The 25,631-nt window shown below is 67.0% G+C and carries 26 protein-coding genes; 10 read left to right on the top strand and 16 right to left on the bottom strand.

Annotated features, from left to right (window positions below):
* Window positions 1-51 precede the first annotated feature (51 nt).
* The 4 genes from ACK6AU_RS15535 (at window position 52) to ACK6AU_RS15520 (ending at window position 3,711) form a co-directional block, all read left to right on the top strand.
* Entirely contained in the window at window positions 52-1,239 is a 1,188-nt protein-coding gene (locus tag ACK6AU_RS15535) for an MFS transporter (RefSeq protein WP_409299884.1), read from the top strand.
* A 1-nt stretch (window position 1,240) separates the two neighbouring features.
* Window positions 1,241-1,594: a hypothetical protein gene (locus ACK6AU_RS15530; protein ID WP_185701739.1), complete on the top strand. Its 354-nt coding sequence runs from the start codon at window positions 1,241-1,243 to the stop codon at window positions 1,592-1,594.
* On the top strand, window positions 1,587-2,807 hold the full coding sequence (locus tag ACK6AU_RS15525; protein WP_409299881.1) for an MFS transporter: 1,221 nt from the start codon (window positions 1,587-1,589) through the stop codon (window positions 2,805-2,807). Before ACK6AU_RS15530 ends, ACK6AU_RS15525 begins: the two co-directional genes overlap by 8 nt.
* A 178-nt stretch (window positions 2,808-2,985) precedes the next feature.
* The gene (locus ACK6AU_RS15520) at window positions 2,986-3,711 is read left to right on the top strand and encodes a GNAT family N-acetyltransferase (protein WP_185701741.1); all 726 of its coding nucleotides are present in this window, start codon (window positions 2,986-2,988) and stop codon (window positions 3,709-3,711) included.
* Window positions 3,712-3,780: 69 nt separating this feature from the next.
* Here the strand turns inward: ACK6AU_RS15520 and ACK6AU_RS15515 are convergent, their stop codons facing one another.
* The 8 genes from ACK6AU_RS15515 to ACK6AU_RS15480 form a co-directional block, all read right to left on the bottom strand.
* Window positions 3,781-4,575, bottom strand: a complete 795-nt coding sequence (locus ACK6AU_RS15515; RefSeq protein WP_185701742.1) for a helix-turn-helix transcriptional regulator — start codon at window positions 4,573-4,575, stop codon at window positions 3,781-3,783.
* A gap of 693 nt (window positions 4,576-5,268) precedes the next feature.
* Window positions 5,269-6,048: a helix-turn-helix transcriptional regulator gene (locus tag ACK6AU_RS15510; protein WP_185701743.1), complete on the bottom strand. Its 780-nt coding sequence runs from the start codon at window positions 6,046-6,048 to the stop codon at window positions 5,269-5,271.
* 413 nt (window positions 6,049-6,461) lie between these two features.
* Entirely contained in the window at window positions 6,462-6,878 is a 417-nt protein-coding gene (locus ACK6AU_RS15505) for a VOC family protein (RefSeq protein WP_185701744.1), read from the bottom strand.
* A 175-nt stretch (window positions 6,879-7,053) separates the two neighbouring features.
* Entirely contained in the window at window positions 7,054-8,520 is a 1,467-nt protein-coding gene (locus ACK6AU_RS15500) for a GDL motif peptide-associated radical SAM/SPASM maturase (protein ID WP_409299878.1), read from the bottom strand.
* A 135-nt stretch (window positions 8,521-8,655) separates the two neighbouring features.
* A complete protein-coding gene (locus ACK6AU_RS15495; RefSeq protein ID WP_185701746.1) occupies window positions 8,656-9,276 on the bottom strand; it encodes a DUF1842 domain-containing protein in 621 nt (206 codons plus the stop codon).
* A 51-nt stretch (window positions 9,277-9,327) separates the two neighbouring features.
* A complete protein-coding gene (locus tag ACK6AU_RS15490) occupies window positions 9,328-9,954 on the bottom strand; it encodes a DUF1842 domain-containing protein (RefSeq protein ID WP_185701747.1) in 627 nt (208 codons plus the stop codon).
* 36 nt (window positions 9,955-9,990) lie between these two features.
* On the bottom strand, window positions 9,991-10,179 hold the full coding sequence (locus ACK6AU_RS15485) for a DUF1843 domain-containing protein (protein WP_185701748.1): 189 nt from the start codon (window positions 10,177-10,179) through the stop codon (window positions 9,991-9,993).
* 373 nt (window positions 10,180-10,552) lie between these two features.
* The gene (locus ACK6AU_RS15480) at window positions 10,553-11,182 is read right to left on the bottom strand and encodes an HAD family hydrolase (protein ID WP_409299875.1); all 630 of its coding nucleotides are present in this window, start codon (window positions 11,180-11,182) and stop codon (window positions 10,553-10,555) included.
* Window positions 11,183-11,344: 162 nt separating this feature from the next.
* Here ACK6AU_RS15480 and ACK6AU_RS15475 point away from each other — a divergent pair, with 162 nt between their 5' ends.
* Together ACK6AU_RS15475 and ACK6AU_RS15470 are read left to right on the top strand one after the other, a co-directional pair.
* Complete coding sequence (locus tag ACK6AU_RS15475; RefSeq protein ID WP_185701756.1) at window positions 11,345-11,551, top strand: DUF6021 family protein; 207 nt, start codon at window positions 11,345-11,347, stop codon at window positions 11,549-11,551.
* A gap of 93 nt (window positions 11,552-11,644) precedes the next feature.
* Window positions 11,645-11,830, top strand: coding sequence for a DUF2188 domain-containing protein (locus ACK6AU_RS15470; protein ID WP_068584415.1), 186 nt, complete (start codon window positions 11,645-11,647; stop codon window positions 11,828-11,830).
* A 242-nt stretch (window positions 11,831-12,072) separates the two neighbouring features.
* Here ACK6AU_RS15470 and ACK6AU_RS15465 read toward each other — a convergent pair whose 3' ends face one another.
* Window positions 12,073-13,599 carry an MFS transporter gene (locus ACK6AU_RS15465; RefSeq protein WP_409299872.1) on the bottom strand — a complete coding sequence of 509 codons (1,527 nt, stop codon included), beginning with the start codon at window positions 13,597-13,599 and terminating at the stop codon, window positions 12,073-12,075.
* 117 nt (window positions 13,600-13,716) lie between these two features.
* On the opposite strand from ACK6AU_RS15465, the gene ACK6AU_RS15460 reads away from it, so the two are divergent.
* Window positions 13,717-14,598 (top strand): LysR family transcriptional regulator, encoded by an 882-nt coding sequence (locus tag ACK6AU_RS15460; RefSeq protein WP_260498109.1) that lies wholly within the window; start codon window positions 13,717-13,719, stop codon window positions 14,596-14,598.
* A gap of 178 nt (window positions 14,599-14,776) precedes the next feature.
* On the opposite strand, the gene ACK6AU_RS15455 is transcribed toward ACK6AU_RS15460, so the two are convergent.
* From ACK6AU_RS15455 to ACK6AU_RS15440, 4 genes are all read right to left on the bottom strand, one after another.
* The gene (locus ACK6AU_RS15455) at window positions 14,777-15,391 is read right to left on the bottom strand and encodes a hypothetical protein (RefSeq protein WP_409299870.1); all 615 of its coding nucleotides are present in this window, start codon (window positions 15,389-15,391) and stop codon (window positions 14,777-14,779) included.
* Window positions 15,392-15,432: 41 nt separating this feature from the next.
* Window positions 15,433-15,846: an LIC_13387 family protein gene (locus ACK6AU_RS15450; RefSeq protein ID WP_185701758.1), complete on the bottom strand. Its 414-nt coding sequence runs from the start codon at window positions 15,844-15,846 to the stop codon at window positions 15,433-15,435.
* A gap of 110 nt (window positions 15,847-15,956) precedes the next feature.
* Complete coding sequence (locus tag ACK6AU_RS15445) at window positions 15,957-17,729, bottom strand: acyl-CoA dehydrogenase C-terminal domain-containing protein (RefSeq protein ID WP_185701759.1); 1,773 nt, start codon at window positions 17,727-17,729, stop codon at window positions 15,957-15,959.
* A 113-nt stretch (window positions 17,730-17,842) separates the two neighbouring features.
* Window positions 17,843-19,465: an acyl-CoA synthetase gene (locus ACK6AU_RS15440; protein ID WP_185701760.1), complete on the bottom strand. Its 1,623-nt coding sequence runs from the start codon at window positions 19,463-19,465 to the stop codon at window positions 17,843-17,845.
* Between the two features lie 176 nt (window positions 19,466-19,641).
* On the opposite strand from ACK6AU_RS15440, the gene ACK6AU_RS15435 reads away from it, so the two are divergent.
* A complete protein-coding gene (locus ACK6AU_RS15435; protein ID WP_409299868.1) occupies window positions 19,642-21,531 on the top strand; it encodes a PAS domain S-box protein in 1,890 nt (629 codons plus the stop codon).
* On the top strand, window positions 21,528-22,163 hold the full coding sequence (locus ACK6AU_RS15430; protein ID WP_409299866.1) for a response regulator transcription factor: 636 nt from the start codon (window positions 21,528-21,530) through the stop codon (window positions 22,161-22,163). Before ACK6AU_RS15435 ends, ACK6AU_RS15430 begins: the two co-directional genes overlap by 4 nt.
* A gap of 9 nt (window positions 22,164-22,172) precedes the next feature.
* Here the strand turns inward: ACK6AU_RS15430 and ACK6AU_RS15425 are convergent, their stop codons facing one another.
* The gene (locus ACK6AU_RS15425; protein WP_409299899.1) at window positions 22,173-22,769 is read right to left on the bottom strand and encodes a TetR/AcrR family transcriptional regulator; all 597 of its coding nucleotides are present in this window, start codon (window positions 22,767-22,769) and stop codon (window positions 22,173-22,175) included.
* On the bottom strand, window positions 22,762-23,613 hold the full coding sequence (locus tag ACK6AU_RS15420) for a 3-hydroxybutyryl-CoA dehydrogenase (RefSeq protein ID WP_409299864.1): 852 nt from the start codon (window positions 23,611-23,613) through the stop codon (window positions 22,762-22,764). Before ACK6AU_RS15420 ends, ACK6AU_RS15425 begins: the two co-directional genes overlap by 8 nt.
* 170 nt (window positions 23,614-23,783) lie before the next feature.
* Between ACK6AU_RS15420 and ACK6AU_RS15415 the strand changes: the two genes are divergently transcribed.
* The gene (locus ACK6AU_RS15415; RefSeq protein ID WP_409299862.1) at window positions 23,784-24,803 is read left to right on the top strand and encodes an AraC family transcriptional regulator ligand-binding domain-containing protein; all 1,020 of its coding nucleotides are present in this window, start codon (window positions 23,784-23,786) and stop codon (window positions 24,801-24,803) included.
* Window positions 24,804-24,828: 25 nt separating this feature from the next.
* Here ACK6AU_RS15415 and ACK6AU_RS15410 read toward each other — a convergent pair whose 3' ends face one another.
* Window positions 24,829-25,506, bottom strand: coding sequence for a TetR/AcrR family transcriptional regulator (locus ACK6AU_RS15410; RefSeq protein ID WP_185701765.1), 678 nt, complete (start codon window positions 25,504-25,506; stop codon window positions 24,829-24,831).
* Between the last annotated feature and the right edge of the window lie 125 nt (window positions 25,507-25,631).

The raw sequence follows: 25,631 nt of genomic DNA, 5'->3' as shown, positions 1-25,631 counted from the left end.
GCTCCAGCGGCGTATTTTATAAAAGCCTTTCGGCACAAAACGAGAGGTTTCATGTCCCCGCTTGCACGCCATGCCCGCCTGGCCCTGTTTCTATGTGGCTGCGCCGCCTTCCTCAACCTGTATGCGACCCAGGGCATCCTCCCGGTGTTCGCCGCGGATTTTGCCGTGAGCGTCAGGGAAGCGGGCTGGAGCATCACCGTCACCACCCTGGCGGTGGCTCTCGGGGCGCCATTCACCAGCCGCCTGACCAGTGCCTGGGATCAACGCCGGGTGATAGTGCTGGCGGCGCTGGCCCTGGCGCTGCCGGCTGGGTTGGTGGCCTGCGCTGGCAACCTGGCCCAGTTGCTGCTGTGGCGTTTCGTCGAAGGCCTGCTGATTCCCCTGGTCTTCGCCACCAGCGTTGCCTACATCGGCGACCGCTGGCGCGGCGGCCTGGTCACCGAGGTCACCAGCCTGTATGTGGCCGGCACCGTGCTCGGCGGGTTCGCCGGGCGCTTGCTCACCGGTGTCGCGACCCAGTACCTGGGCTGGCGCGAGGCCTTCGCGCTGTTGGCGGGCCTGAGCCTGCTGCTCGGCCTGGCCATCCACTGGCTGTTGCCGGCCAATCCGCCGGCGGCCGAGCGCCATCTTGCCGAGCGCCGTGGCAGCTGGCGCCCACTCTGCGGCAAGCCCTTGCTGGCGTCCTATGCCGTGGGGTTCTGCGTGTTGTTCGCGCAAGTCGCCACCTTCACCTACGCCGGGCTCTACCTTGGGCTGCCGCCATTCGAGTTGGGACCGGCGGCCCTGGGCGCGCTCTATGGTGTGTTCCTGCTGGCGCTGGTGGTGATCCCGCTCGCCGGGCGCCTGAGCAAGTCCCGGCCCCAGGCCGAGCTGTTGCTGGTGGCGGCGTCGCTGGGTGTCTGCGGCTCGGCCCTGAGCCTGTTGTCGTCATTGTGGCTGATGGTGCTGGGCCTGGCCCTGAGCTCCACCGGGGTGTTCCTGGCCCAGGCGGCGGCCAATGCCTTCATCAGCGCCAGCGCCGGGCCGGACAAGGCCAGGGCGGTGGGGCTGTACCTGACCTGCTACTACCTGGGCGGCAGCGCTGGCGCCGTGCTTCCGGCAGCACTCTGGAACCGCTGGGGCTGGCCGGGCTGCGTGGCGTTGATCCTGGTGTCCCAGGTGCTGGCCCCGCTGATCGGCTGGCACGGTTGGCGCGCGCCGCGGCCACGCCAGCAACTGGCCCCTCCAAGGACTACCTGAGATGAGCCTGAGCGATTGGCCGCTGCGCCAGAGCCAAGTGTTGAAATTCGTCGAGCCGTTGCTCAACGACATGCCCGCCAGTGCCTGCAAGCATGCGCTGTTCGAGGGATTCTGGAACCAGCGGCGCGGCCTGCTGGCCATCGAGGATGCCTGCTTGAAGCTGGTCGAATACCCGGGGCTGGGGCTGGCAGCCGTCGACGCCTGCACCGAGGCCATGGCGATCGCCTCCGACGAGCCCGCCGCCCGCAACCTGTTCGCCCGGTACCTGCAGCGCCGCTCCCGGGCCATGTTCGATCGCGCCCGGGCATTGTCCGCTGACTCTTCCCCCAACCCATCCGGCCACCCCCATGAATGACCAGAACCCCGCGATTCCCGCTGTAGCCTCCGCCAGCGCTGCCCAGGTGCGGCGCCGCTCGCTGCTGGCCGGTTGCAGCGCCCATGCCGTGCACGATGGCCTCACCGATGTGATCTATGTCCTGTTGCCGGTGTGGCAGGCCCAGTTCGCCATGAGCTATGCCCAGGTCGGCCTCTTGCGCGGGGTCTATGCCGGGATGATGGCCGGCGTCCAACTGTTGGCCAGCCGCGCGGCCGGGCGCTGGGGGCGCGAGCGCCTGCTGGTGGCAGGAACCGCGCTGGCCGGCCTGGCCTATCTGCTGGCCGGGCAGGCGACCGGCCTGGGCGTGCTGTTCCTGGCGCTGTTGCTGGGCGGCCTGGGGGCCAGTACCCAGCACCCGCTGGCCTCCTCGCTGATCACCGATACCCATGAGGCCGGCGGCGGGGTCAAGGAGGCCCTGGCGCAATACAACTTCGCCGGCGATATCGGCAAGACCCTGGTCCCCGGCGTGGTGGGCCTGTTGCTGGCGCTGGTCAGCTGGCGCGCCAGCGTGACCCTGGTGGGCCTGCTGGGGTTGGCCGCGGCGTTGCTGCTGTGGTGGTTGCTCCCGTCCCGGGCCAGCACTTGGGCCCTGCGCGACAAGGCGCCCACGGTCCTCAGCGGCCAGGGTTCGGCCGCTGGCCTGTGGGCGCTGATCGTCACCGGCACCCTGGACAGTGCGGTGCGCATGGGCTTCTTGACCTTCCTGCCGTTCCTGCTCAAGGCCAAGGGGGCCGGCAGCGCCGGAATCGGCCTGGCCCTGACCCTGCTGTTCATCGGCGGCGCGTTCGGCAAGCTGTTCTGCGGTTACCTGGGGGCACGCATCGGCATGATGCAGACCGTCTGGCTGACCGAATCCAGCACGGCGTGCCTGATCGTCCTGGCGGTGTTCCTGCCCTATGGCGCCCTGATGGTGGCGCTGCCGCTGCTGGGCCTGGTACTCAACGGCACGTCGTCGGTGCTGTATGGCGCAGTGCCGGACCTGGCGCGGGCCGGCAAGCGCGAGCAGGCATTCTCGCTGTTCTACACCGGCACCATCGGCGGCGGCGCGTTGGCCCCGATGTTGGCCGGACTGCTCAGCGATGTCGCCGGCGTGGCGCCGGCGGTGATGGTCCTGGCGGCGCTCCTGCTGCTGACGTTGCCCCTGTCCTGGCAGGTGCAGCGCGGGCTGTCAGCTGAAGCTGGCGCGCCATGAACGAAGGCTCGAGGACGGGAAGAGACCAGGGCATGGCGCGGCTGGCGTGGTGTTCCTGCACTGTTTTTCACACAGATTTACAGCGGCCGGAACAGCACCGCGCTAGCCTGGACACTCGCAGGCCACCAGCCAGGAGAGGAGTGTGGTCACCCAATGACAACCCCGATGGATGACCCTGATGAGCCTGTTTGCAACGACTATTGACCACTACTGGCAATCCTGCTTGCGCGCCCCTGAAGGCTTGCGCGAGGACGGCGGCTTCAGCGTGCGGGTCGATCCCGGGCTGGCAGACCCATCGCGCCTGATGCTGCTGCGCACTCCCGGCGGCAGCCAGGCAGTGTTGACCCCGGGCTTGGCGCAGATCCTCGGCCTGGCCGAGGGGCCGGTGGATACCGAGGCCGCCTTCCTGGCCCGCCTGGAGCAGGCCGGTATCCGCCTCAACGGCGCCGACCATGTGTTCTATTACCCCCGGCAACGTCACGCCGAGCTGTTGCGCGATACGGCCCTGGGCGATACCCGGGCATTGTCGGCAGCGGACGAGCAGCGGTTCGCCCGCTTCCAGTCCAGTGCCAGCGCAGAGGACCTGGACAATGCCTATGTCGAACTGGATCACTGGGCGGTGTTCGGCGCTTTCGAGCAGGACCGGCTGGTGGCGGCGGCGAGCATGTATGCCTGGGACGGGTCGCCACTGGCCGATCTGGGCGTGCTGACCCTGGAGGCGTTTCGCGGCCGGGGCCATGCCCGCAGGCTGGTGCGGGCGATCTGTCGGCATGCCCTGGCGCAGGGCCAGGAGCCGCAGTACCGCTGCCAGGTCGATAACCTGGCCTCGGTGGCGCTGGCTCGGGCCGCGGGGCTGGAGCTGTTCGGCCAGTGGCGGGTGATCCACCCCGATTGCGAGATCTGACGGCTCAGTGGTACAGGCGGGCGCGGCCCGGGCCGGGGATATCCTCCCGGGAGTCCGGGCCGTGCCGGTTCAGGCGCCCACCATCCACTTGGCCAGGCCGTGGCGGCCACTGACCCCGAGCTTGGCGGCGGCGCGCTTGAGGTAGGTCTCGATGGAGCTGTTCTTCACGCTCAGGCGCTGGGCCATCTCCGGCACGGTGCCGCCGGTGAGCAGCCCCAGGCAGACTTCTTTTTCCCGGGCCGAGAGGGTGATGTCGCCCAGCGACAGGCGTTCGTCGAACTCGCGCTGCAATGGCGACTGCTCCTGGTTGTCCCGGGGCCGGCTGGTCCAACTGCGCAGGTTCTTCAGGGCCTGCTGGCGATGCATCTGGGCATGGCGTTCCAGCAGCGGCAGCAGGGTCGAGGACAGGCTCTTGAGGAACGACAGCTCGGCCAGGGAAAATCCACTCTGGGTCGATTCGCGGTAGAGCGCGATCACGCAGCGGCGGTTGGCCTTGCGTGACACCAGGTGGCACTGGTGCGGGGTATTGCGCGCTTGCCGGGCATGGACCTGGGCGTTGATCTGGATCAGCAGCGAATCGTCCATTTCCAGCATTTTGTGCAGCAGCGGTTCTTGGCGCCGGGCGGCTTCCGGCAGTTGTTCCGGCTGTCCGGCACGTCCCAGCAGGGTGATTTCCTCGGCGCGGGTCTGGCGCTCGTCGAGGGTCCATTCACTGAGCACCAGGTGATCGGCCGGCACCAGTTTGTTCACCAGCTCGAGCATGTTCGCAGCGAACTGGCCCTGGCCGGTGTTGGAGATCAACTGCCCCAGTTCCAAGTAGAAATTCGGTGTTTCCAGGTTGGCGATACTGCTGGTCAGACTCATATCCCTATCATCCTTGATCAAGGCAAATCGCTGATCGAAGCCTTGAAACCTTATTGCGACGGCACACCGCAGCAGGTCCTCCATGAACCCGATCCGGTCAGATGCGTCTGATTTAAGCCTAAGCATTTGCTTCGCGTCTGTAAGGGTAAACCGGGACAGGAAACCCCGGGCCGGGCTCGCCAAGCCCCGGCGCCGGTCCCTGGCCAGTGCTCCGCAGACCCGTGGACACGGGACTGCAGCAAGTTGCAACGGACTTCGGCGACAGGTTTTGCAAAGAGTTCGGGGCTGGACTGGCGCGTCAGGAACCTCAGGTACGGATGGTCAATTTCCTACAGCTAATTCAGCTGATCCGTAAACCATCGCCAACCTCTCGACAGCCGCCAGGGCCGCGCCCCGGCGGTCGGCAGCCGGTGGGCTGTCCGGGTTCGGGGTGACATGCCGCCCAGGGGCTGGTGCTTGAATCTCGCTCGCCGCAGGCCGTCATGAACGCCGCTGACCGCCGGGCAACGGAGCTCTGGCTCGACCAGCTCAGCCGTGGCGACTCGCTCTTCATGACCGCGCTCGCCTGTTCGACGCTGATCGGGGGTGGTTTTCAGGGCCGTCCCGGCGCACTTGGGGCCGAACCAGGCCCTGGTCCGCGATTGACGCCAGGCGACGCGGCGCCGGTGCACAAGACCGGTGCCGCGGGGGCCTTTACTCGGCGTTGGCGGCGACCGGCGCGGCGGCTTCCTGGGGCGAGTACATCCAGCGCAGCAGCGAGTGCCGGCCGCTGATGCCCAGCTTGATCGCCGCGCGCTTGAGATAGCTCTCGACGGTGTTGACCTTGAGCTGGCACTGCTCGGCCAGCTGTGGCGCGGTGCGCCCGGCTAGCAGGCCGACGCAGACTTCCATCTCGCGGTTGGACAGGCTCAGGCCGGACTGTGCCAGGCGGTCGGCGAAACGCAGGCGCAGGGTCTGCAGGCCCTCGATGGCGGTGTTGTCCTGCTCGCCGTCCTGGCCGCGGGGCTGCAGGGCACTGATGTGCTTTTCCACCATGGGCAGCAGCAGTGGCGAGAAGTCTTCGAGCAGCAGGCGTTCCTGGGGCGAGAAGCTGCGGGCCTGGTTGCTGCGGTACACCGAGAGCACGTACTGGTAGGCATCCTTGCGGACGGTCAGGTGCAGCTGCGCCGGGTCCTTGCCGGGGCCACGGCGCCGCAGGAGGGCGGGGCCGGACTCGGCGCTCTGCTCGGGAAAGGCCGCGCGCAGCAGCGGATCGTCGTTGGCCGGCTTGTCGTGCAGGGGGTGGCGGTGGTGCACGGCACTGCGCCGATGACCTTCGCTGGCCTGTTCCGGATCTGCCCGCAGCTGGGTAATGTGGGTGGCGTCCACCGGCAACTGGGTGAGGATCAGGTCGTGCAGCATGCGTGGAAAACGCCGGCTGCCGGTACTGGCGATGACCTTGCCGATATGGGGGAACAGTGCTTGTGAGTTCATCATTTCATCCATGAATGTGAAGTGTGGAAAGGTTGCCTTATAGCAACGGGTTTGGTCGACTGCCTGTTTAACTCCTGTTTCATGCAGATCGACCAAAGGGCGCTTCGTATCCTAGTACAGGGATTAAGTGGCTGTTTGATGAAGTTGCGCAAAAATCTGCGATCTAGAGCGCCGCACTGCCCGCAAGGCGCCGGCTGGCGGGCGGATCGCGGCTTTTTGCCGGGGTAAAATTTTTTTCGATCGGGCCTTGCCGGCACAAGAGTCGTGCTCGTCCTGGCGTTTTGTCAGCCACGTCCGCTGGCGAGGCTGGCCGGCTTGATGACCCTCACGGGATCAGCCGATGAGTGCGCTGCTGGCGCTACCGCGCCAGCGCCTGGAGCGCGAGGCTGTGCCGCCGTCGGTTGGGGGGCGGGCTAGTGGGTTTTTTTCTCGCAGTTGATCATCCATGACACGCCGAATTTATCTTCGAGCATGCCGAAACGCTCGGCCCAGAAGGTTTCCTCCAGGGGCATGCGGACGCTGCCTTGCTGGAGCAGGGCATTGAATACCCGTTCGGCTTCGGCGGCGTTGTCGATGTTCAGCGCGATCGAGCAACCCCGGATGCCGGCGTAGGGCAGGTCCGGGGTGCTGTCCGAGGCCATCAGCACCTGGTCGCCGACATTGAGCCGGGTATGCATGATGAGGGCGTGGCAGTTGGCCGGCAATTGGTCGCGGGCCGGGCTCTCGCCGAAGGTCAGCATCATTTCCAGGGTGCCGTTCAGGCACTGGGCATAGAAGGTGAAGGCGGCCCGGCAATCGCCGTTGAATACCAGGTAGGGATTGATCTTCATCGCGTACTTTCCTTGTGCGGCCAGGGCGGACCCTGGAGAAACCGACAGCCTTGGCGGCATCGGTGGACACTGCATAGCAAAGCGTCGAACGAGCAGGCGCGAGCGGTTTTTTTAGACGCTTTTCCTATGGTTCGCCCAGGACTTATAGCCGGCCGTCCGAGGACGGCCGGCCTCACTACAGGCGGGGCTGTTCCTGGGGCAGGCCGAGCAACTGGTGCAGGGTATTGATCAGCGCCTGCTGGCGCAGGCGGTCTTCCTGGTGCCGGGCCTCGGCGCTGGCGACATCGGCCTGGCAATGCGGGCAGGTGGTCTCATGGGCATGGATGTACTGCAAGCAGGCGCGGCACAGGGCCAGGCGCGGCGGGACGCGTCCTTCCTCGGGGGACGCGTGGCCCTGGTTGACCCAGGCCAGCTTGATCACCTGGCCACTGTCGCTGACGCTGGAGACCGTTTCGCCGCTGTCGATGCGTTCGGTGATCAGGTCGAAGCGGCCCACGGAGAACGAGGCCGGACCTGCGTCCTCAAGCTTGACGATGCGTTCGCGCAGGCCCTTTTTCGCCAGGTCCAGGGTCCGGTAGTGGCAGTAGGGGTTGTTGCCCGGCTTGCCCAGCAGCGAGTGCGAGGTCCAGGTGCAACCACCCCGGCAGACATCGTTGTAGTAGCAGGTGCGGCAGTAGCCCCAGAGATCGTCCACCGAGCGCAGCCGGCCGAAGTGGATGCCTTCGCTGTAGTGCCAGATGTCGTGCAGGTTCATGGTGCGCACGTTGCCGCCGGAGAAGCCCACGGTGGCCAGGGACGGGCAGCCCTTGACCGTGCCGTCGGCCTCCAGGGCCAGCACCGTCTGCCCGGCGGCGCAACCGCTCCAGTGCACGCGCTCGTCGCCGAAGCCGCGCCACAGGTGTTCGTAGGGGCCGTAGTAGCCGATGTTGTTGCCGACGTTCATCAGCAGCCCGCGTTCGCTGCCTTCGCGGTACAGCCGGGCCAGCAGCGGCATGACGTCCAGCAACTGGTAGGGCTGCAACAGCAGCTCGGGGTGATCCACGGCGTTGCCCATGGCCACGGTCAGCTGGATCTGCCAGTGGCTGGCGCCGGCCTCGATGATCAGCTCCATCAGGGCCGGCAGATCGGGCAGGGTGGCGGCGCCGATCTGGGTGTTGACGCTGACCTTGAGCCCGGCGTGCCTGGCCCGGTGCAGGGTGTCCAGGGCCTTGGCGAAGGAGCCGGGAACGTTGCGCACCGCGTCATGCAGCGGCGCCAGCCCGTCCAGGGATACGCCGACTCCATCGAGCCCGGCGTCTATCGCCGCCTGCATCTTGGCCGGGGTCAGGTTGCGCCCGCCGGTCTGGATCGCCACGTACATGCCATGGTCGTGGATGGCCTGGATCAGTCGGGTCCAGTCCTTGCGCAAATAGGCTTCGCCACCGATCAGGGTGACTTCCCGGGTGCCCAGGGCGGCCAGGGCGTCGATCACTTCCAGGCACTCGCCGGTGTTCAACTCGCCGGGGCGCCGGTGGCCGGCCCGGGAGCCACAGTGCAGGCACTTGAGGTCGCAGGCGAGGGTGATTTCCCAGACCACGTGTACGGGCACGTAGCGCTTGATATCGCTTTCGCTGAGGTAGCGGGCGGGGAGACGGTCTGACATGAAAGATCCTTGCGCACCCAGCGGTGCGCTGCACCAACCCGTGGAAATAGGCGCGCCTTCCTTGAGCGACGATGGCGCGGTCGGTTGTCCCGCGGCCCGGGGCCGGCCGTGCTGGACCGGTCCCGGAAGCCGGGTTCAGCGTTGTTCCAGGCGGTTGATCTCTACCTGCAACTGCTGCACGGCCTTGCTCAGCCGCTCACCGTTGGCCACCTGCTGCTCGGCCTGGACCACCAGGGCCTTGAGCCGGGCCAGGTCGCCGCTGGCCTGGGCCTGCTGCAACGCCACGGCATACAGCGGATGGGGGTGCAGGTGCGCGTGCTCGGCGGCATTGCCTGTCCGGCCCTGGGGCTCGACCTGCGCCGCCTGTTCCACCGGGGCCGGGCTGACGGCGGCGTGTTGCACCACATGCCAGTGGCCCAGGTAGTTGTAGCGATAGCTGGCGAAACCACTGGCCCAGTCCAGGCCGAGGATGCCCTGCAGGTGGAAGGTTTCGGCGGTCTGGCTACCCGGGCCGCTGGGGTTGCCCGCGAGGTTGAGCACCAGGTGTCCCTCGCTGGATTGGTCGAGCTTGATCTGCGAGTAGTTGCCCCAGACGTCGGCGCTGAAGCGCACCGGCGGCGACGTGCTCTGGGTCACCTGGGCCAGGCCGGAGACGGTTTTCTGCACGGTGTTGACCAGCAGGTCGAGGGTCAGGATCGGTGCGCCGACCACGGGGTTGGTGATGATCAGGCGGGTATGGAACAGTCCAGTTGTCATGCTGCTACTCCTTGGCGTGATGGATGCGTCGAAGTGCGCCGGGCCCGGAGCTCAGCGTCGCTCCTGCCTGGCGATCTCGGACTTGGCGGCGTCCAGCGCGGTACGGATCAGCGGCAGCTGCTCCAGTTGCTGGGTCGCCAACCGGTGTAGGCTCTTCATCTGCGCCAGGTCGCCGCTGGCGATGGCGCCGTGGATCGGGGCCGCGTACAGCGCCGCCATTGGGGGCAGCGGATGCTGGGCATGGCCGTGGGGCTGGGGCCGGGACAGGCTGCTGGACTGGATGTTGTTCTCCAGGTAGGCCGGTACGTTGTTCACCGTCGACCAGCCATGGCCGTTGTAGAACTGGTAGTTGGCGACGCCTTGCTTCCAGTCGTCGTCGACCACCAGTTGCAGCTTGAAGGTGATGATCGAGTTTGCGCCCGGACCACCCTGGTTGCCGGCGACGCTGAGGAGGATCTTGGTGCTGGACGTCACGGTCAGGTAGGTGTACTGGCCCCAGTCGTCGGTTTGCAGGTCCAGCGGCGGACTGCCCGCCTGGGTGATCGACGAGCTGCCACGCAGACTTTGCTCGGCGGTATAGGCCAGCAGGTTGAGTTGCAGGTTCGGTGCCCCGGGTTGCGAGGTGCCGATGCGATAGCTCAGCGGGAACAGGCTGTCTTGTGCGTTGGAACCGGACATTTGCTTTGCCTCCATTCGGTGACAGGGGAACAGCGGTCAGTGCCGTTCCAGGCGGGCGACTTCCTTGGCCAGTTGTTCGTAGGCGGCACGCAGTTCCGCAGGTTCGGCCTGGTTGTTGTCGCGCTTGGCCAGCAGGGCTTTCATCTGCGGCAGCTTGCCTTCGGAGATCGCCGATTGGATCGCTACCCCATAGGGGGGAATCACATGGTGTGGTGCATTGCTCATGACGTGTGCCTTCCGTGGTGATCAGGGGAAATGCTGCGGTACTCGGCAGCTTTTGCAGTTAAGCAGCGCCGTTGGAAAAGGCCGGCTAATGTCACACGGATTCCAGGGGTTTCCGACCGGTGGAATCACGGGGGATGAACGGTTATTCACTGAGCGGGCTGGTGATTCCAAAGAGCGATAGAAACGATTGCCCGGGGCGATAGCGCGGGTGTTTTGTAGCCGCTGTCGAGCCTGCGCACGAGCGTGCAGCGGCCCAGAGGCGGACGGCGCGGTGTGTCAGGCCGAACCGGGCGCCAGTCGTTGCCACTGGTGCCGAGCCGTGCGCAGCCTGCGGCAGCCCTAGCCGCTGCCGGATCGAGGGTTGGCCAGGAGGTCAGAGGGAGACGCCCACGCCCAGCGCCTGCAGTTGTGCTCGGGTCTGCTGCGCGCTGAGGTGGTGGATGGCATTCCAGCCCAGTGCCCGGGCCGCGACGATGTTCGGTTGGTGGTCGTCGATGAACGCCAGTTCACCGGGGGCGATGTCCGGCAGGTGGGCGCGGATGCGTTGCAGCGTGGTGTGGTAGATCGGCGGCTCGGGCTTGAGCTGGTGCTCCTGGCCGGAGACCACGATGTCATCGAAGCGCCGCAGGAAGGGGTAGTTGTCCCAGGCATGGGGGAAGGTCTCGCGGGACCAGTTGGTCAAGCCGAACAGCGGCATCCGCGCCTGGTGCAGCTCCTCCAGCAGGGCCACGCCGTCGTCCAGCTGGCCGCGCAGCATTTCCGTCCAGCGCCCGTAATAGGCTTGGATCAGCGATGCCTGTTCGGGGTGTTCGGCCAGCAGGCTGCGAGTGCCCTCGGCCAGGCTGCGGCCGGCGTCTTGCCGGGTGTTCCAGGCCTGGGTGCAGATGGTGTCGAGGAACCACTGGCGACGCTGGTCGTCGGGGATCAGTTGCCGGTACAGATGATGGGGACTCCAGTCGAACAGCACGCCACCGAAGTCGAAAACCACAGCACGAATCGTCATGAACATGTCCTGAAGCGGTTGGGGGGCCAGGGCGTCATCCTGCGGTGCCGGCTGGTGCGTTGCAATGCCGCCACGCCATTGGTCCGGTCGACGGCACCCTCGCGGCTGATGACGATCTATGTCTTTAACCGCCGCCCAGGCGCCCCGAGCAGGAGGAGTCCCATGAGCACCAAGCCACCCACCGGACCCCGTTCGTCCGAGCACGCCACCGACCGCCATGACCTGGGTTTCGACCCGGATTCGCCGGATCTCGAGGACCCCCAGGTCGACCCCGTGGGCCCGGCCAGGGCACCGCTGGACCGGCCACGCCCCGAGCACGAGCGCAAGCGCTCCCGGGCCTACGATCCCCTGGCCAACCTGAAGAAGTGAGCCGTCGCGCCGACATGTGGCGGTCGCCGCGGCGTTGGGCGGGTGTAAGGTGGACCGGCCAGCCCCAGGCTGACTGACGAGAGGGAGGTGTGTATGAGTACGCCACTGCTGAACAAGATGCAGATCAATGGCTATCAGGTACTGAGCGTCAATAACGGACCCTGGAAGGTCTGCACCCCGGGCGACCGGCTTGCCACCTTCGGCACCCGCGAAGAGGCTTTGGCCTTCGCCGCTGCCTTGCCGGTGCGCAAGGACCGGCCCAGGCCCACCGCACGGTAGCTGACTGGCAACGAGAAGCCCCGGATCGTCCTTAGTGCTGTTCAGTTAAGGCAACGAGGCTTGCCCGCGATGGACTTCAGGGCGCTGCGTTTACCCCGTAAACATGCGCTACCAACGTCCATCGCGAGCAATCGAGCGTCGCTCGGCTGCTCCTGCAGCAGATCACCTCGTTTAACTGATCGGCATGACGGTTCGTCCGGGGCTTTTCGTCGGGGAGCGCCGACGGTGATCGGTGACCCCCGCTAGTCGAGCCCGGCCACTGGCAAGAGGCTGGCTCGGCGATACTTGCCAAAGACCACCCGCGCCAGCAATGCCAGGGCCAGGGTGGCGCTGGCGCCGTAGCCCAGGACCCAGCCGATGCCATGCATCAGTGCGCTACGCGCCACGTCGGTGGGAACCCCCAGTGTTTCACCGGCCGTCAGATTGCCTGCGCAGATGGCGTCCACCAGGGCACGACCCGCCTGGATCCCGAGAGGGGCCAGGCTTTGCTCCAGCGACCAGGAGACTCCCAGGCCCAGGATCGATCCCATTACGGCGATGTTGATGGACAGCGAAATCATCCGCGCACTGAACTCCATGCCAGAGGCCATGCCTGCGCGCTCCGCTGGGAGGGCCCCGGTGGCGGTGTTGGTGACGCAGGTGGTGGTCAGGCCGACTCCCGCGCCTGCCAGCAGGCAGCCGGGCAGCAGGCTGGTCCAGCCGGCGTAGGACGTGGTGGCGACAAGGCCCAGCAGCCCAAATCCCAGGGCGATGGCGAACATCCCCAGGGGGATCACCCAGCCAGGGCCGCGCTTGGCCAGCATCTTCTCCGCCAAGGGCGGCACGAGGCAGATCGGCAGGGTGTAGGTGAGGACGATCAGCCCGGACTGCACACCGTCATAACCCAGGGCCGATTGCAGGTAGAGGGGAAAGTAGACGATGAAGGGCCAGAAGCTGAAGTTCATGGCGCAGGCCCCCAGCAGCGCCCCGGAGAAGTTGCGGATACCAAAGGCCTTGAAATCGAAGATGGGCCGTTCGACCCGGCGCTCGATCACGACGAACAGCAGCAGGCAGGCGAGGCTGGCTACCAGCACGCCCATTGCACCGGCACTCCCGAGGCCGAGCTCCTGACCCTGGGTGATCAGGTAGACGAAACCGAACACCGCCAGTGGCAAGGTGATCATGCCGCCGAGGTCGATACCGGTGGCCTGGGGGTCGGCCGACTCTTGCACCCCGCGTTGGGCCAGGACGACGGTCAGCACCGCCAGGACCCCATGGATCAGGAACACCCACTGCCAGCTCGAAATCGCCAGGATCGCCCCGCCAACGACCGGGCCGATGCCCAGGCCCAAGCCGAAGACCACGCCCCAGCAGGAGAACGCCACGCCCCGTTCGGGGCCTTGGCGAAACTGTTGGGAGAGGATCGCCACCTGGCAGGCCAGCATTCCGGCGGCACTGACGCCCTGGCCGAAGCGCGCGGCAATCAGCAGCGGGGCATTGCTGGCCAGGCCGCAGATCAGCGACGCCACGCCGAAGGCCACGACGTTGAGCAGGAACAGGCGCTTGCGGCCATAGCGGTCGGCCAAGGCGCCCATGGCGATGAGCATGGCGCACATCGCGATGGTGTAGGCGTTCATGATCCATTGCAGTTGCCGGAAGTCGGCGGCCAATGTGTGTTCAAGCGTGGGCAGGATGGCGGGGATGCTGGTGATTTCCAAACCGAGCATCGTGGCGGACAAGCAGACCGCCAGCAGGGCGATGCGGTTTCTGGATGATGCGATTGCGATCATTGTGCGTTTCACTCCTATCGACTCAGCGCGGGTGAAGGAACCCCCAGGACGCCTGGGCAGCGCTGAGCAAGCGCTAGTGATCCTAAGCGCAACGAAATAGAATGGCTCGCCATATCTATGACAACAATCTGGGATGGTTCCATGGTCGCCAACTTCACCCTGGACGTGGACTCGGTCCGGGCTTTCGTGGTCATCGCTGACTCGCAGAGTTTCACCCGTGCCGCGCAATTCCTCGGCACTACCCAGGGGGCGCTCAGCGTCAAGCTCAAGCGCCTGGAGGACAAGCTCGGGCATCGCCTGATCGAGCGCACCCCGCGCCACGTCCGGCTGTCCACCAAGGGCGAGTTGTTCATCGAGTCGGCCCGGGACTTTCTCGCGGCTCACGAGCGGGCGCTGGCCAACCTCGCGACCCAGCGCAAGCACCTGAAGCTCGGCATGGCCTGCCATGTCGTGGGGCCGGAGATCACCACGCTGCTGGCTCGGTTGAAATCCATGGACCCGGGCTTGTCCATCGAGGTACGGCTCGACAGCGTCGGGCCGTTGCTCGCTGACTACGATGCCGGGGCCCTGGATGCGGTGATCATCCGCGACTGCGAGGACCGCCGTGACGGCACTTTGTTGTGCGTCGAAACCTTCGGCTGGTTCGCCGCCGCAGACTTCGAATTCAACCGGGACGAGCCCTTGCGCATCGCCAACCTGAGTCCGCAATGCGGCGTGCGGGATCTTGCTGCGCTGTCGCTCGATCGTGCCGCCATCCCTTGGATCGAGGTGTTCGTCGGTGGCGGGGTGTCCACCGTCATCGCGGCGATCTGCGCCGGGCTGGCGGTGGGCGTCTTGCCTTGCCGCCTGGCTCCGGCGGAACTGGTGGAGGTCTCGCAGCGTTTCGACCTGCCCGGCCTGCCATCGTCGAAGCTGGTGGTGCATTCCAAGTTGTCGGACACCCGCACCCGTGAGTCCCTGCGAGTCATCGCCAGCGCCTTTCGCGAACCGCGCGGCTAGGCTCGCTCGGGCCCCGGGGTGTTCGACGAGCTGCAGGCGCAGGGGCCCGAGGCCGGCTTCGAATAGGGCGGGACTACCCGATCACCGGCCTGGGGCCAAATTGAATACTCAATCGGACCGGGCGACGGCGCAGGGACGCTGCGCCGCACAGCGGTTTCGACCGGGCCGCTGACAGGCGTCAGTCGACGATCACCCGCTCCTCCGGACCACCGCCCAGGCATACGCTCAACTGCTCGCCCGCCTTGTTGAAGGCGCAATAGGGCAGGGCCCGCTGGCGCATGGCGTTCAAGGGAGGAAGGATGAACAGCGCCGCGAGGATCAGTGCCCAGACGGTGCGCAGGAACAGCACATCGGCGCTGGTGGCCGCAGGGCGTGGTCCCAGGCATCGTCGACGCAACAGTTGCACGCCGCTGTAGATGAAGGCGCAGCCCATGGCCATGGCGTAGTCCAGCTCCCGGGCCATGGGGCTGAACATCAGGTTGCCGTCGGCATCGTCCGGGTAGTTGATCCGCCACCAGGCGCCCAGCAGCAAAGGCGCCACGCCCGCGCCGATCCAGGCCAGGCGAGCCCCGGGCACCCGGGTCAGCAAGGCCAGGCCCAGGCCCAGGGCACACGCCAGCCAGATGCTGAGGTACAGGATGAAGCCCATCGAGCCGCCGAACAGGGTGCCGCCGACATCCCGCGGGACAATCAATTGCACGTCGCAAAACACCATCAGCGCCAGCGGCGCCGCGACGGCGACCCAGCACAGGGGGTGGTAGAGCCAGGACCAGAAGGCGAACAGGCGGGGCATGGGCAAACTCGATGAAGGTGAAGGGTGGTTGCGGTGCAGGTTCAGGCGAGTGCCAGTGCACTGCCGACGGCGAACAGCAGCAAGGCCAGGCTGATGCCCAGCAGCGGGATGCGGAACCAGTAGCGCACGGCCAGGACCCACAGCCCGGCGAGGAAGGCCAGGCCCAGGTACAAAAGCCCCGGGGCCTGTTGCAGCAGCTCGGGATGCAGCCAGGCCAGGTAGCCATAGACCAGGCCAAAGAGCATGGCGCCCAGGCTATGGCTGGCGTTGAAACCGATCCAGGCGCGCCACAGGCTGGTCTGGGCGCTGATCACCGGGGCGACCGCGCGCATGCGTTCGGCCAGGGCCGGGTCGCGGGGCTGGAACTTGTCGGTGGCGAAGGTGTAGATCAGGTGCAGGGTACCGAGCAGCAGCACGATGGCTGAGCCGGCGATGAGCAGGGCAGGTGCCGACACGGTTCATCCTTGGGTGGTGGGCAGGGGCGCCGAGTATGCCGGGGCGCCCGGGGTTTTGCACCTGCTTGTGCAAGGGGCCGGGCAGGGCGCCGCACGCCCGGCCCGGTGCTTCAGAACTGCTCGTCGGCGAGGCTGAACAGCGGCGAGCTACCGGCACGGATGCTCTGCTCCAGGCCAAGGATGCGCGGCAGCAGGCGGCTGAAATAGAAGTCCGCGGTGCCCAGCTTGGCGCCGTAGAAGCGTTCGTCCTCGGCGCGCTTGTGCCCGGCCACCTGGGCCATGCGCGCCCACAGGTAGGCGTAGGCCACATAGCCGAACAACTGCAGGTACTCGACGCAGGCGCTGCCCACGGCGTTGGGGTTCTGCACGGCCTGTTGGCACAACCAGTCGCTGAGCTCCTCCAGGCGCTGCACGGCATCGAGCAACTGCGCCGAATAGGCCGCGCCGGGCAGGTAGGCGTAGTCGCGGATCTCGCTGGTGAACAGGCGCAGGGCCACGCCGCCGTTGGCCACCACCTTGCGCCCCAGGAGGTCCAGGGCCTGGATACCGTTGGTGCCTTCGTAGATCTGCGCAATGCGCACGTCGCGCACCAGTTGCTCCTGGCCCCATTCGCGGATGTAGCCGTGGCCACCGAATACCTGCTGGCCCAGTACGCAGCTGTCCAGGCCGTTGTCGGTGAAGAACGCCTTGGCCACCGGGGTCAGCAGCGCCACCAGGGCTTCGGCGTTGTGCCGCTCGTGGGGCTGGTCGGCGAACTTGGCCAGGTCCAGCTGCTGGCCGACGTAGCTGGCGAAGGCCCGGCCACCCTCGGTCATGGCCTTCATCGACAGCAGCATGCGCCGCACGTCCGGGTGATTGATGATCGGGTCGGCGACCTTGTCCTTGGCCACCGGCCCCGACGGGGCCCGGCTCTGCAGGCGTTCGCGGGCATAGGTACGGGCGTTCTGGTAGGAGTTCTCGGCGCAGCCGATGCCCTGGATGCCGATGGACAGGCGCTCGTAGTTCATCATGGTGAACATCGCCGCCAGGCCCTTGTTGGCCTCGCCCACCAGGTAGCCGCTGGCGCCGTCGAAGTTCAGCACGCAGGTGGCCGAGCCCTTGATCCCCATCTTGTGCTCGATGGAACCGCAGCTCACGGCGTTGGCCTGGCCCAGCTTGCCGTTGGCGTCGACATGGATCTTGGGCACCAGGAACAGCGAGATGCCCTTGGGCCCGGCTGGGGCATCCGGTAGCTTGGCCAGCACCAGGTGGATGATGTTCTCGGTCAGGTCCTGCTCGCCGCCGGTGATGAACATCTTGCTGCCGCTGATGCGGTAGCTGCCGTCGGCCTGGGGTTCGGCGCGGGTGCGGATGATCCCCAGGTCAGTGCCGGCGTGGGCCTCGGTCAGGCACATGGAACCGGCCCAGCGGCCTTCGTACATCGCCGGCAGGTAGCGCGCCTTGAGTTCCTCGCTGGCGTGGGCGTCGATGGCCAGGCAGGCGCCGGAGCTCAGGGTCGAGTACAGGGCGAAGCTGGAGTTGGCGCCGTAGAGCATCTCCTCGAACTGCACCGCGAGCATCTTCGGCATGCCCATGCCGCCGTAGGCCGGGTTGCCGCCCAGGCCGACCCAGCCGCCCTGGATGTAGGTCGCGTAGGCCTCCTTGAAGCCTGTGGGGGTGCGCACCTGGCCGGCGTCCCAGGTGGCGCCTTCTTCGTCGCCGCTGCGATTGAGCGGGGCCACCAGGGTGGCCGTGACCTTGGCCGCTTCCTCGAGGATCGCATCGGCGATGTCGCCGTCCACGGTGTCCGCCAGGGCCGGCAGCCGGGCCCAGAGCCTGGGGGCGTTGAACACTTCATGCAGGACGAAGCGCATGTCGCGCAGGGGAGCGTTGAATTCGGGCATTGCAGGAAACCTCGTGCAAGGGTGGAGGTTGCACGGCCGTGGCCGCGTGATTCGCAAGGGGCTGGCCCCGCGAACATGGCGGGGCCAGCATGCGCGGGGAGGGTGTATTCAGGCTAGAGGTTTTTCGCCATGTCGCGCAGGACGAACTTCTGGATCTTGCCGGTGGAGGTCTTGGGCAACTGGCTGAAGACCACGGTGCGCGGCACCTTGAACCCCGCCAGGTGCTCGCGGCAGAAGGCGATGATCTGGGCTTCGCGCACGTCCTGGTGGTCGGCCTTGAGGGTGATGAAGGCGCAGGGTGTCTCGCCCCATTTTTCGTCCGGCCGGGCCACCACCGCCGCTTCCAGTACCGCCGGATGGCGATAGAGCACGCCTTCGAGTTCGATGGTGGAGATGTTCTCGCCTCCGGAAATGATGATGTCCTTGAGCCGGTCGCGGATCTCCACGTAGCCGTCCGGATGGGTCACGCCCAGGTCGCCGGTGTGGAACCAGCCGCCTTCGAAGGCTTCGGCGGTGGCGGTGGGGTTCTTCAGGTAGCCCTTCATCACCGTGTTGCCGCGCATGAAGATCTCGCCGATGGTCTGGCCGTCCCGGGGCGTGGGTTCCAGGGTCTTCGGGTCGGCCACCATCACCCCTTCCAGGGTCGGGTAGCGCACGCCCTGGCGCGCCTTGATCTGCGCCCGCTCTTCCAGGGGCAACGGGTCCCAGGCGGCGTGCCAGGCGCACAGGGTCACCGGGCCGTAGACCTCGGTCAGGCCGTAGACGTGGGTGACCTGGATGCCCATCTCTTCCACGGCGCCGATCACCTTGGCCGGTGGCGCGGCCCCGGCCACCATGGCCTTGACCGGGTGGTCGATGGCCGCCTTGGCCGACTCCGGCATGTTCACCAGGGCGTTGAGCACGATGGGCGCGCCGCACAGGTGGCTGACCTGGTGCTCGCGGATCAGGTTGAGGATCTTCTGCGGGTCGACCCGGCGCAGGAACACGTGGACCCCGGCCAGGGCGGTGACGGTCCAGGGGTAGCACCAGCCGTTGCAGTGGAACATCGGCAGGGTCCACAGGTACACCGGGTGGTTGCCCATGGCCCAGGTCATCTGGTTGCCCAGGGCGTTGAGGTAGGCGCCGCGGTGGTGATAGACCACGCCCTTGGGATTGCCGGTGGTGCCGGAGGTGTAGTTCAGGGCGATGGCCTGCCACTCGTCATCCGGCCACTGCCAGGCGAACTCCGGGTCGCCCTCGGCGAGGAACGCCTCGTAGTCCAGGTCGCTGACCGGCTGGCCCTCGCCGTACTCCGGGTCGTCGAGGTCGATCACCAGCGGCGGCTGGTCGAGCAGGGCCACGGCGGCCTGGATCACTGCATGGAACTCGCGATCGGCGATCAGCACCTTGGCCTCGCCGTGGGCCAGCATGAAGGCGATGGCCTCGGCGTCCAGGCGCACGTTGAGGGCGTTGAGCACGGCACCGATCATCGGCACGCCGAAATGCGCCTCCAGCATCGCCGGAATGTTGGGCAGCATCACCGCCACCGTGTCGTTCTTGCCGATCCCGCGCCCGGCCAGGGCCGAGGCCAGGCGCCGGCAGCGACTGTAGGTCTGGGCCCAGGTGCGACGGATCGAACCATGGATCACCGCCGGATAGTCCGGATAGACCGCGGCGGTACGCTCGATGAAGCTCAGGGGCGAAAGGGCGATGTGGTTGACGGCAGACGGCGCAAGGCCTTGCTCGTAGATGGACATGGTTCGGGCACCCGGTGGCTGATTGTTAGCTCTATTGACCGAGGCGCTCGCTGGCGCCTCGGTGACTTATCCGGAAGCTTTTATATACTGTTTGCGGATTGATATGGAAGTAATACCTGAGTTGTATGGTATTAATACTATATTGATCGCCGATGATCCCTAAAGGTCCAACGATGATGCAACGCTCCGCTCACTTGAGCCATTGGCTGCGCCAGCAGCGCGAAGGCCACCTGCCGGATTCGCCCTGGCTGGGCCATGACCCGCAGCCCAGTGCGCTGCTGGATGCCGACGCCCGGGCGCTGGACCTGAACCCGGCGCTGCGCCAGTGGCTGGAGGGCGCGGCAGGGGATGGCTTGGCGGCCTGGCTGCCGGTCAACCACCCGGCCCTGGTGCGGGCCTGCCTCGACCAGCAACGGCCGATCGAGGACGTCGAGGCCCCGTGCGGCGAGCGGATCCTGCTCTGGACCTTCATCCCCGACCCGTATCGCCAGCGGGTCCTGGCCCGGTGCCGCGAGGCCACCGCCCAGGTGCAGGCCGAGCGCGAGTCGGCCAGGGCCCGGCGCCTGTACCGGCTGATCACCGAGAACACCACCGACCTGATTTCCCGGCACACCCCCGATGGCTGCTTCCTCGACGCTTCGCCTGCGTCCTGGACCCTGCTCGGCTACTGGCCCGAGGAGCTGCGCGGCATGCCCGCCCGCAGCCTGTTGCACAGCCGCGGGCTGGCCGGGCTGATGCAGCGTACCGGGGATGCCCTGGAGCAGGACGGCTACCACACCATGACCTATCGCATCCGCCATCGTGACGGCCACTACCTGTGGTTCGAGACCGCTTGCCGGGCGATCCGCGAGACCTACACCGGAGCGGTGGTGGAGGTGGTGGCGGTCTCCCGGGACATCACCGCCCGGGTCCAGGCCGAGGAGAACAAGCGGCGCCTGGCCGAGGTGGTGGAGGCCAACCCCGATCCGGTGCTGTTCGTCCAGCCGGGCGGCAGCGTCACCTACCTCAACCCGGCCGCCCGGCGCGCCCTGGGCCTGGAGCCCGGGCAGGTGATGCCCGAGCTGGCGGCGATCCTCAGTCCGGCGGTGCTGCAAAGCCTGCAGCGAGAGGGCTGGGAATGCGCCGAGCGCACCGGGCGCTGGAGCATCGAGACTCGCTTGCAGCCGCCCTCGGGCGGTGACTCGGTGGCGGTGTCGCTGATGCTCCTGGCGCACCGGGCGGCCAGCGGCGAGCGCTTCTATTCCCTGGTGGCCCATGACCAGAGCGAGCGCGAATTGCGCGAAGCCCAGCAACGTCATCACCAGGACGAGCTGGCCCATACCGCGCGTTTGGTGACCCTGGGCGAGCTGGCCTCGGGCATCGCCCACGAGATCAACCAGCCGCTGGCGGCGGTGGTCAACTACGCCAATGCCAGCCAGCGCTACTTGCAGGCGCTGGACACCCAGCCCCAGGCCGCGCGGAAGGTGGCCCAGGGCCTGGAGCGCATCGCCGAGCAGGCGACCCACGCCGCCGAGGTGATCAAGCGCCTGCGGGCGTTCCTGCGCAAGGGCGGGCGGCGGCTCCAGGCCCTGGACAGCGCCGAGGTGGCCCGGGAAACCGTGCGCCTGTGCGCCTGGGAAGCCCAGGCGTGCCAGGTGGTGATCGAGCTGCGCCTGGCGGATAATCTGCCGCCGGTCTACGCCGACCGGGTGCTGCTGGAGCAGGTGCTGCTCAACCTCTTGCGCAACGCCATCGAGGCCAATCGCGAGGTCCATGCGCAACAGGCCTCGCAGATCCTGCTCCAGGCCGTGGCCGGCGCCGAGGGTGGGGTCTGCATCAGTGTCAGCGACCAGGGCCCCGGGGTTTCTACCCAGCAGCTGGCGCAGTTGTTCACCCCGTTCTACACCAGCAAGGCCAATGGCCTGGGCCTGGGGCTGTCCATGAGCCGCAGCATCGTCGAGGGTTTCGGTGGCGACTTGCAGGCCCGGCCCCAGGCCCGGGGCCTGCGCATGGACTGCTGGCTGCCGGCCACGGCCCCGCTCGAGGCCGACCCATCCATTTCCCCGAATACAGGAGCAAGGCCATGACGAGTGCGACGCAGCAGCTGGTGTACGTGGTCGACGATGACCCGGCCATGCTCGACTCCACGGTCTGGTTGCTGGAGTCGGTGGGCCTGGCGGCCGTGCCCTTCACCAGTGGCCGCGAGTTCCTCGAGCATTGCGATCCGAGCCGCAACGCCTGTGTGCTGCTGGATGTGCGCATGCCCGGCATGGGCGGGCTGAACGTCCAGGAAGAGCTGCGCCAGCGGGAAATCGACCTGCCGCTGATCTTCGTCAGTGGCCATGCCGACGTGCCCATCGTGGTCCGCGCGTTCAAGGCCGGGGCGGTGGACTTCATCGAGAAACCCTACAACGAGCAACTGCTGCTCGATAGCGTGCAGCAGGCGCTGAACCGCGCCGGCAGCCGCCAGCGCCAGGGCGCCGGGCAGGCCCGGGTGCTGGAGCGCCTGGAGAGCCTGACGCCACGGGAAAAGGATGTGCTGCTGCCGCTGGTGCGGGGCTACACCAATCGCGAGATCGCCGAGCAGCTGGGGGTCAGCATCAAGACCATCGACCTGTACCGCTCGCGGGTGATGAAGCGCATGCAGGCCGAGCATCTGCCGGCGTTGGTGGGCATGGCCATCGCCGCCGGCCTGGTGGACCCGCTGCAATTGCGCTGAGGCCAGGCCTCAGGCCACGGCGCTGTGGCTCGGGCCTGTGCCCAGCAGGCGTTCGATGGCGCCGCTGAGCAGGCTCTCCAGCAAGGCTTCGCGCTCGCGCTCGTCCAGGGGCTGTTCCTGGAACCAGCTGGGGGCGGTATTGAGCAGGTTGGCCACCGCATGGGCGGTGGCCCGGCGCGCGGCTTCCCCTTGCCCGACCGGCGTGCCCAGCAGTTGCAGCAACTGCTGTTCGTAGCCTGTGCGCAATTGCTCGACGCGCAACTGCTGGTCGGGGTTCAGGCAGCCGCTGTCGCGCTCCACCAGGCGAAAGTGCCGGGGCAGTTCCCGGTGCAATTTCAGGTGGGCGCGGATCAGCGCCGCCAGGCAGTCGCCCTGGAGCTTGCGCCGCTGCAGGCGCTTGAGGGTGCCGTGCAGCTCGTCGAAGAACTCCTCGATCAGGTCCAGCAACAGGTGCTGCTTGCTCGGGTAGTGGTGGTACAGCGAACCCGGCGTCAGCCCCAGGTGGCTGGCCAGCTCGCGCATGCCGACCTGGCCGAAGCCCTTGCTGGCGAACAGCTCCAGGGCCTTGTCGCGGCTTTGCGCGAAGCGCGAGCAGCGTTCAGCCATAGGCATGGAAGCCGCGTCCGGTCTTGCGGCCCAGGTAGCCGGCGGCAACCATTTCCTTGAGCAGCGGGGCGGGGCGGTACTTGCTGTCGTTGAAGCCCTCGTAGAAGGCTTCGAGGATCGCCAGCAGGGTGTCCAGGCCGATCAGGTCGGCCAGGGCCAGCGGGCCGATCGGCTGGTTGCAGCCCAGGCGCATGCCGGCGTCGATGTCCTCGGCGCTGGCCAGGCCTTCCTGGAACACCAGGATCGCCTCATTGATCATCGGCACCAGGATGCGGTTGACCACGAAGCCCGGGCGGTTGCCGGCGGTGATCGCGGTCTTGCCCAGGCGCTGGGCCATGTCCAGGGCCAGGGCATGGGTCGCATCGCTGGTCTGCAGCCCGCGAATCACCTCGATCAGGCCCATGACCGGCACCGGGTTGAAGAAGTGCAGGCCGATGAAGCGCTGCGGGGCGCTGACGCTGGCCGCCAGCTGGGTGATGGACAGCGACGAAGTGTTGGAGGCGATCACGCACTCGGGGCCGACCTGGGCGGCGATCTGCTGCAGCACCTTGAGCTTGAGCTCGAGGTTCTCGGTGGCGGCCTCGATCACCAGCTGGACATCCTTGAGCGTGGCGTAGTCGGTGTTGATGCGGATGCGTTCCAGGGTCGCGAGCTTCTGCTCCTCGCTCAGCCCGCCCTTGGCCACCTGCCGGTCGAGGTTCTTGCCGATGGTGGCCAGGGCCTTTTCCAGGGCGGGCTGGGCGATGTCCAGCAGGGTCACGGCAAAGCCCGCCTGGGCGCAGACCTGGGCGATACCGTTGCCCATGGTGCCGGCGCCGATCACACCGATGTTCGCAAGATTCATCTTCGACTCTTCCTTTGTTCGTTGCCTTCGCGGAGCATGGCGGCCATGCCTTGCACGGCCCATTGTCGAGCACGAGTCTAGGGCCCCGCACGGGGGCCGGACTATGCCGAAAGCGGTCAACCGTGCTGGCGTTTTTTGCCACAACGGCCATGCCGGAGGACAGCTGCCAGATGCGCGAAACCGATTCGGTCGCCGCTTATTACCTGCGGGTCATGACCCACGCCCTGCAATCGCGGCCGGCACGCCTGGCGGCGCTGCTGACCGAGGTCGGGATCGACCCCGCGCTGCTCGAGCAGCCCCGGGCGCGGGTGCCTGGCAGCGCGTTCGCGGCCCTGTGGCTGATGCAGATCCGTGAATTGCACGACGAGTTCTTCCAGCTCGATTCCCACGGCTTGCCGCCCGGGGCCTTTGCCCTGATCTGCCGTGGACTGATCCAGGAACCGAACCTGGAAAAGGCCCTGCGCCAGTGCCTGAACAACTTCGGCCTGTTCCTGCGCGACCTGCGCGCCAGCCTCAGCTTTCGCGGCAAGCGTGCGGTGATCAGCCTCCAGAGCCAGGGCGCCGATCCGCTGCGCGCGCATTACGCCGAGGAAACCCTGCTGGTGCTGGTCATCAGCTTGCTGTGCTGGTTGGGTGGACGGCGGATTCCCATCGATCGCGCGGAGTTTCGCCACGCTCGCCTCAGCCTCGACGACGACGCGCTGCTGTGGGGCGGCAACCTGAGCTGGAACGCCGGGCGCACCGAGATCGAGTTCGCCAGCCGCCTGTTGCGCCTGCCGGTGGTCCAGGACCTGGCTTCGCTGAAGGTGTTCCTGCGCAGCGCCCCGCAATGGCTGGTGATCCGCTTTCGCAACCAGCATGGCCTCACCACCCAGGTGCACCAGCGCCTGCGTGGCAGCCACTACAGCCAGTGGCCGACCCTGGAAGCCTTCGCCAGTGAACTGCAAATGAGCCCCAGCACCCTGCGCCGGCGCCTGGAGCGCGAGGGGGGCTCCTACCAGGAGATCAAGGACGAGGTCCGCCGCAACGTCGCCGTGGACCTGCTGCGCCGCTCGTCCGCCAGTATCGGCGAGATCGCCGAGCTCACCGGGTTCCAGGAGCCCAGCGCTTTCCACCGGGCCTTCAAGAAATGGATCGGCGAGAGCCCCGGCCGCTATCGCGCGCGTTTCTCGCCCGTGGGGCCGGGCTAGCCAGCGGCGCCGCCTGGCCGGTTCTTTACCGGGGACGGGGCCTATAGGGCGCCACCAGCACCACCACGGCGTCGAGCAGCGCTTCCTGGCGCTGCGGGGCGAAGCGATCCGGTTCCACCGGCTGGACCATCTTCCAGCCATCGCCCATGGCACAGATCTGGTCGGCCAGCAGCTCGGCGTCGATATCGTCGCGGATATCGCCCTGGGCCTGGCCCTTGGCCAACATCGCGGCGAAGGACTGGCGGAAGCGGCAATAGCGTTGCTGGAAGATATCGGCCAGGGCCTGCTCGTGGCGGGCGTGGGTCAGCAGATGGAAGAGGGCGGCGAGCAGGGCGTTGGTATCGCCGCCCTTGCCCCAGCTCAGCCAGCTGGAAATGATCGTCTTGATGTCCACCCGGGGCTTGGCGGCTTCGCCTTCGAGCACGGCATCGAACTGGTCGAACAGGTCCTGCGCGGCGGCGGCGAGCATCTCTTCCTTGTTGGCGAAGTAGTAGGTCACCGCGCCAGTGGTGCAGTTGGCATGTTGGGCGACGCGGCGCATGGAGGTGCCGATATAGCCCTCTTGCGCCACCACGGCGACCACCGCTTTGAGCAGCTCTGCGCGCTTCTCCTCGTGGTTGCCGAGCGGGCGTCCCCGTCGCGCCGGACTGCCGGATTTGCCGCTTGCTGTCGTGGGGGATGGGGAGAGTCGAGAATCATGCATAGGAATGAGTGGGGTCTTTGGCTTGCCTGTCGGGGGGAAGCGGACTTCCTTGTGAGCCGCCAGCATAGGTAATTTCCGGGGTAAAAGCATCCGCGACCAATGGACGAAACAGCCCGTTTTCGGGG

The sequence above is a fragment of the Pseudomonas sp. KCJK8993 genome (assembly GCF_046230915.1).
GTDB lineage: Bacteria > Pseudomonadota > Gammaproteobacteria > Pseudomonadales > Pseudomonadaceae > Aquipseudomonas > Aquipseudomonas piscis.
This window is presented reverse-complemented; position numbering and strand designations above follow the sequence as displayed.

Excerpts from the sequence above, each read along its gene's own strand:
- ACK6AU_RS15535 (WP_409299884.1), top strand. The coding sequence starts at position 52 with ATGTCCCCGCTTGCACGCCATGCCCGCCTGGCCCTGTTTCTATGTGGC.
- ACK6AU_RS15530 (WP_185701739.1), top strand. The coding sequence starts at position 1,241 with ATGAGCCTGAGCGATTGGCCGCTGCGCCAGAGCCAAGTGTTGAAATTC.
- ACK6AU_RS15525 (WP_409299881.1), top strand. The coding sequence starts at position 1,587 with ATGAATGACCAGAACCCCGCGATTCCCGCTGTAGCCTCCGCCAGCGCT.
- ACK6AU_RS15520 (WP_185701741.1), top strand. The coding sequence starts at position 2,986 with ATGAGCCTGTTTGCAACGACTATTGACCACTACTGGCAATCCTGCTTG.
- ACK6AU_RS15515 (WP_185701742.1), bottom strand. The coding sequence starts at position 4,575 with ATGAGTCTGACCAGCAGTATCGCCAACCTGGAAACACCGAATTTCTAC.
- ACK6AU_RS15510 (WP_185701743.1), bottom strand. The coding sequence starts at position 6,048 with ATGAACTCACAAGCACTGTTCCCCCATATCGGCAAGGTCATCGCCAGT.
- ACK6AU_RS15505 (WP_185701744.1), bottom strand. The coding sequence starts at position 6,878 with ATGAAGATCAATCCCTACCTGGTATTCAACGGCGATTGCCGGGCCGCC.
- ACK6AU_RS15500 (WP_409299878.1), bottom strand. The coding sequence starts at position 8,520 with ATGTCAGACCGTCTCCCCGCCCGCTACCTCAGCGAAAGCGATATCAAG.
- ACK6AU_RS15495 (WP_185701746.1), bottom strand. The coding sequence starts at position 9,276 with ATGACAACTGGACTGTTCCATACCCGCCTGATCATCACCAACCCCGTG.
- ACK6AU_RS15490 (WP_185701747.1), bottom strand. The coding sequence starts at position 9,954 with ATGTCCGGTTCCAACGCACAAGACAGCCTGTTCCCGCTGAGCTATCGC.
- ACK6AU_RS15485 (WP_185701748.1), bottom strand. The coding sequence starts at position 10,179 with ATGAGCAATGCACCACACCATGTGATTCCCCCCTATGGGGTAGCGATC.
- ACK6AU_RS15480 (WP_409299875.1), bottom strand. The coding sequence starts at position 11,182 with ATGACGATTCGTGCTGTGGTTTTCGACTTCGGTGGCGTGCTGTTCGAC.
- ACK6AU_RS15475 (WP_185701756.1), top strand. The coding sequence starts at position 11,345 with ATGAGCACCAAGCCACCCACCGGACCCCGTTCGTCCGAGCACGCCACC.
- ACK6AU_RS15470 (WP_068584415.1), top strand. The coding sequence starts at position 11,645 with ATGAGTACGCCACTGCTGAACAAGATGCAGATCAATGGCTATCAGGTA.
- ACK6AU_RS15465 (WP_409299872.1), bottom strand. The coding sequence starts at position 13,599 with ATGATCGCAATCGCATCATCCAGAAACCGCATCGCCCTGCTGGCGGTC.
- ACK6AU_RS15460 (WP_260498109.1), top strand. The coding sequence starts at position 13,717 with ATGACAACAATCTGGGATGGTTCCATGGTCGCCAACTTCACCCTGGAC.
- ACK6AU_RS15455 (WP_409299870.1), bottom strand. The coding sequence starts at position 15,391 with ATGCCCCGCCTGTTCGCCTTCTGGTCCTGGCTCTACCACCCCCTGTGC.
- ACK6AU_RS15445 (WP_185701759.1), bottom strand. The coding sequence starts at position 17,729 with ATGCCCGAATTCAACGCTCCCCTGCGCGACATGCGCTTCGTCCTGCAT.
- ACK6AU_RS15440 (WP_185701760.1), bottom strand. The coding sequence starts at position 19,465 with ATGTCCATCTACGAGCAAGGCCTTGCGCCGTCTGCCGTCAACCACATC.
- ACK6AU_RS15435 (WP_409299868.1), top strand. The coding sequence starts at position 19,642 with ATGCAACGCTCCGCTCACTTGAGCCATTGGCTGCGCCAGCAGCGCGAA.
- ACK6AU_RS15430 (WP_409299866.1), top strand. The coding sequence starts at position 21,528 with ATGACGAGTGCGACGCAGCAGCTGGTGTACGTGGTCGACGATGACCCG.
- ACK6AU_RS15425 (WP_409299899.1), bottom strand. The coding sequence starts at position 22,769 with ATGGCTGAACGCTGCTCGCGCTTCGCGCAAAGCCGCGACAAGGCCCTG.
- ACK6AU_RS15420 (WP_409299864.1), bottom strand. The coding sequence starts at position 23,613 with ATGAATCTTGCGAACATCGGTGTGATCGGCGCCGGCACCATGGGCAAC.
- ACK6AU_RS15415 (WP_409299862.1), top strand. The coding sequence starts at position 23,784 with ATGCGCGAAACCGATTCGGTCGCCGCTTATTACCTGCGGGTCATGACC.
- ACK6AU_RS15410 (WP_185701765.1), bottom strand. The coding sequence starts at position 25,506 with ATGCATGATTCTCGACTCTCCCCATCCCCCACGACAGCAAGCGGCAAA.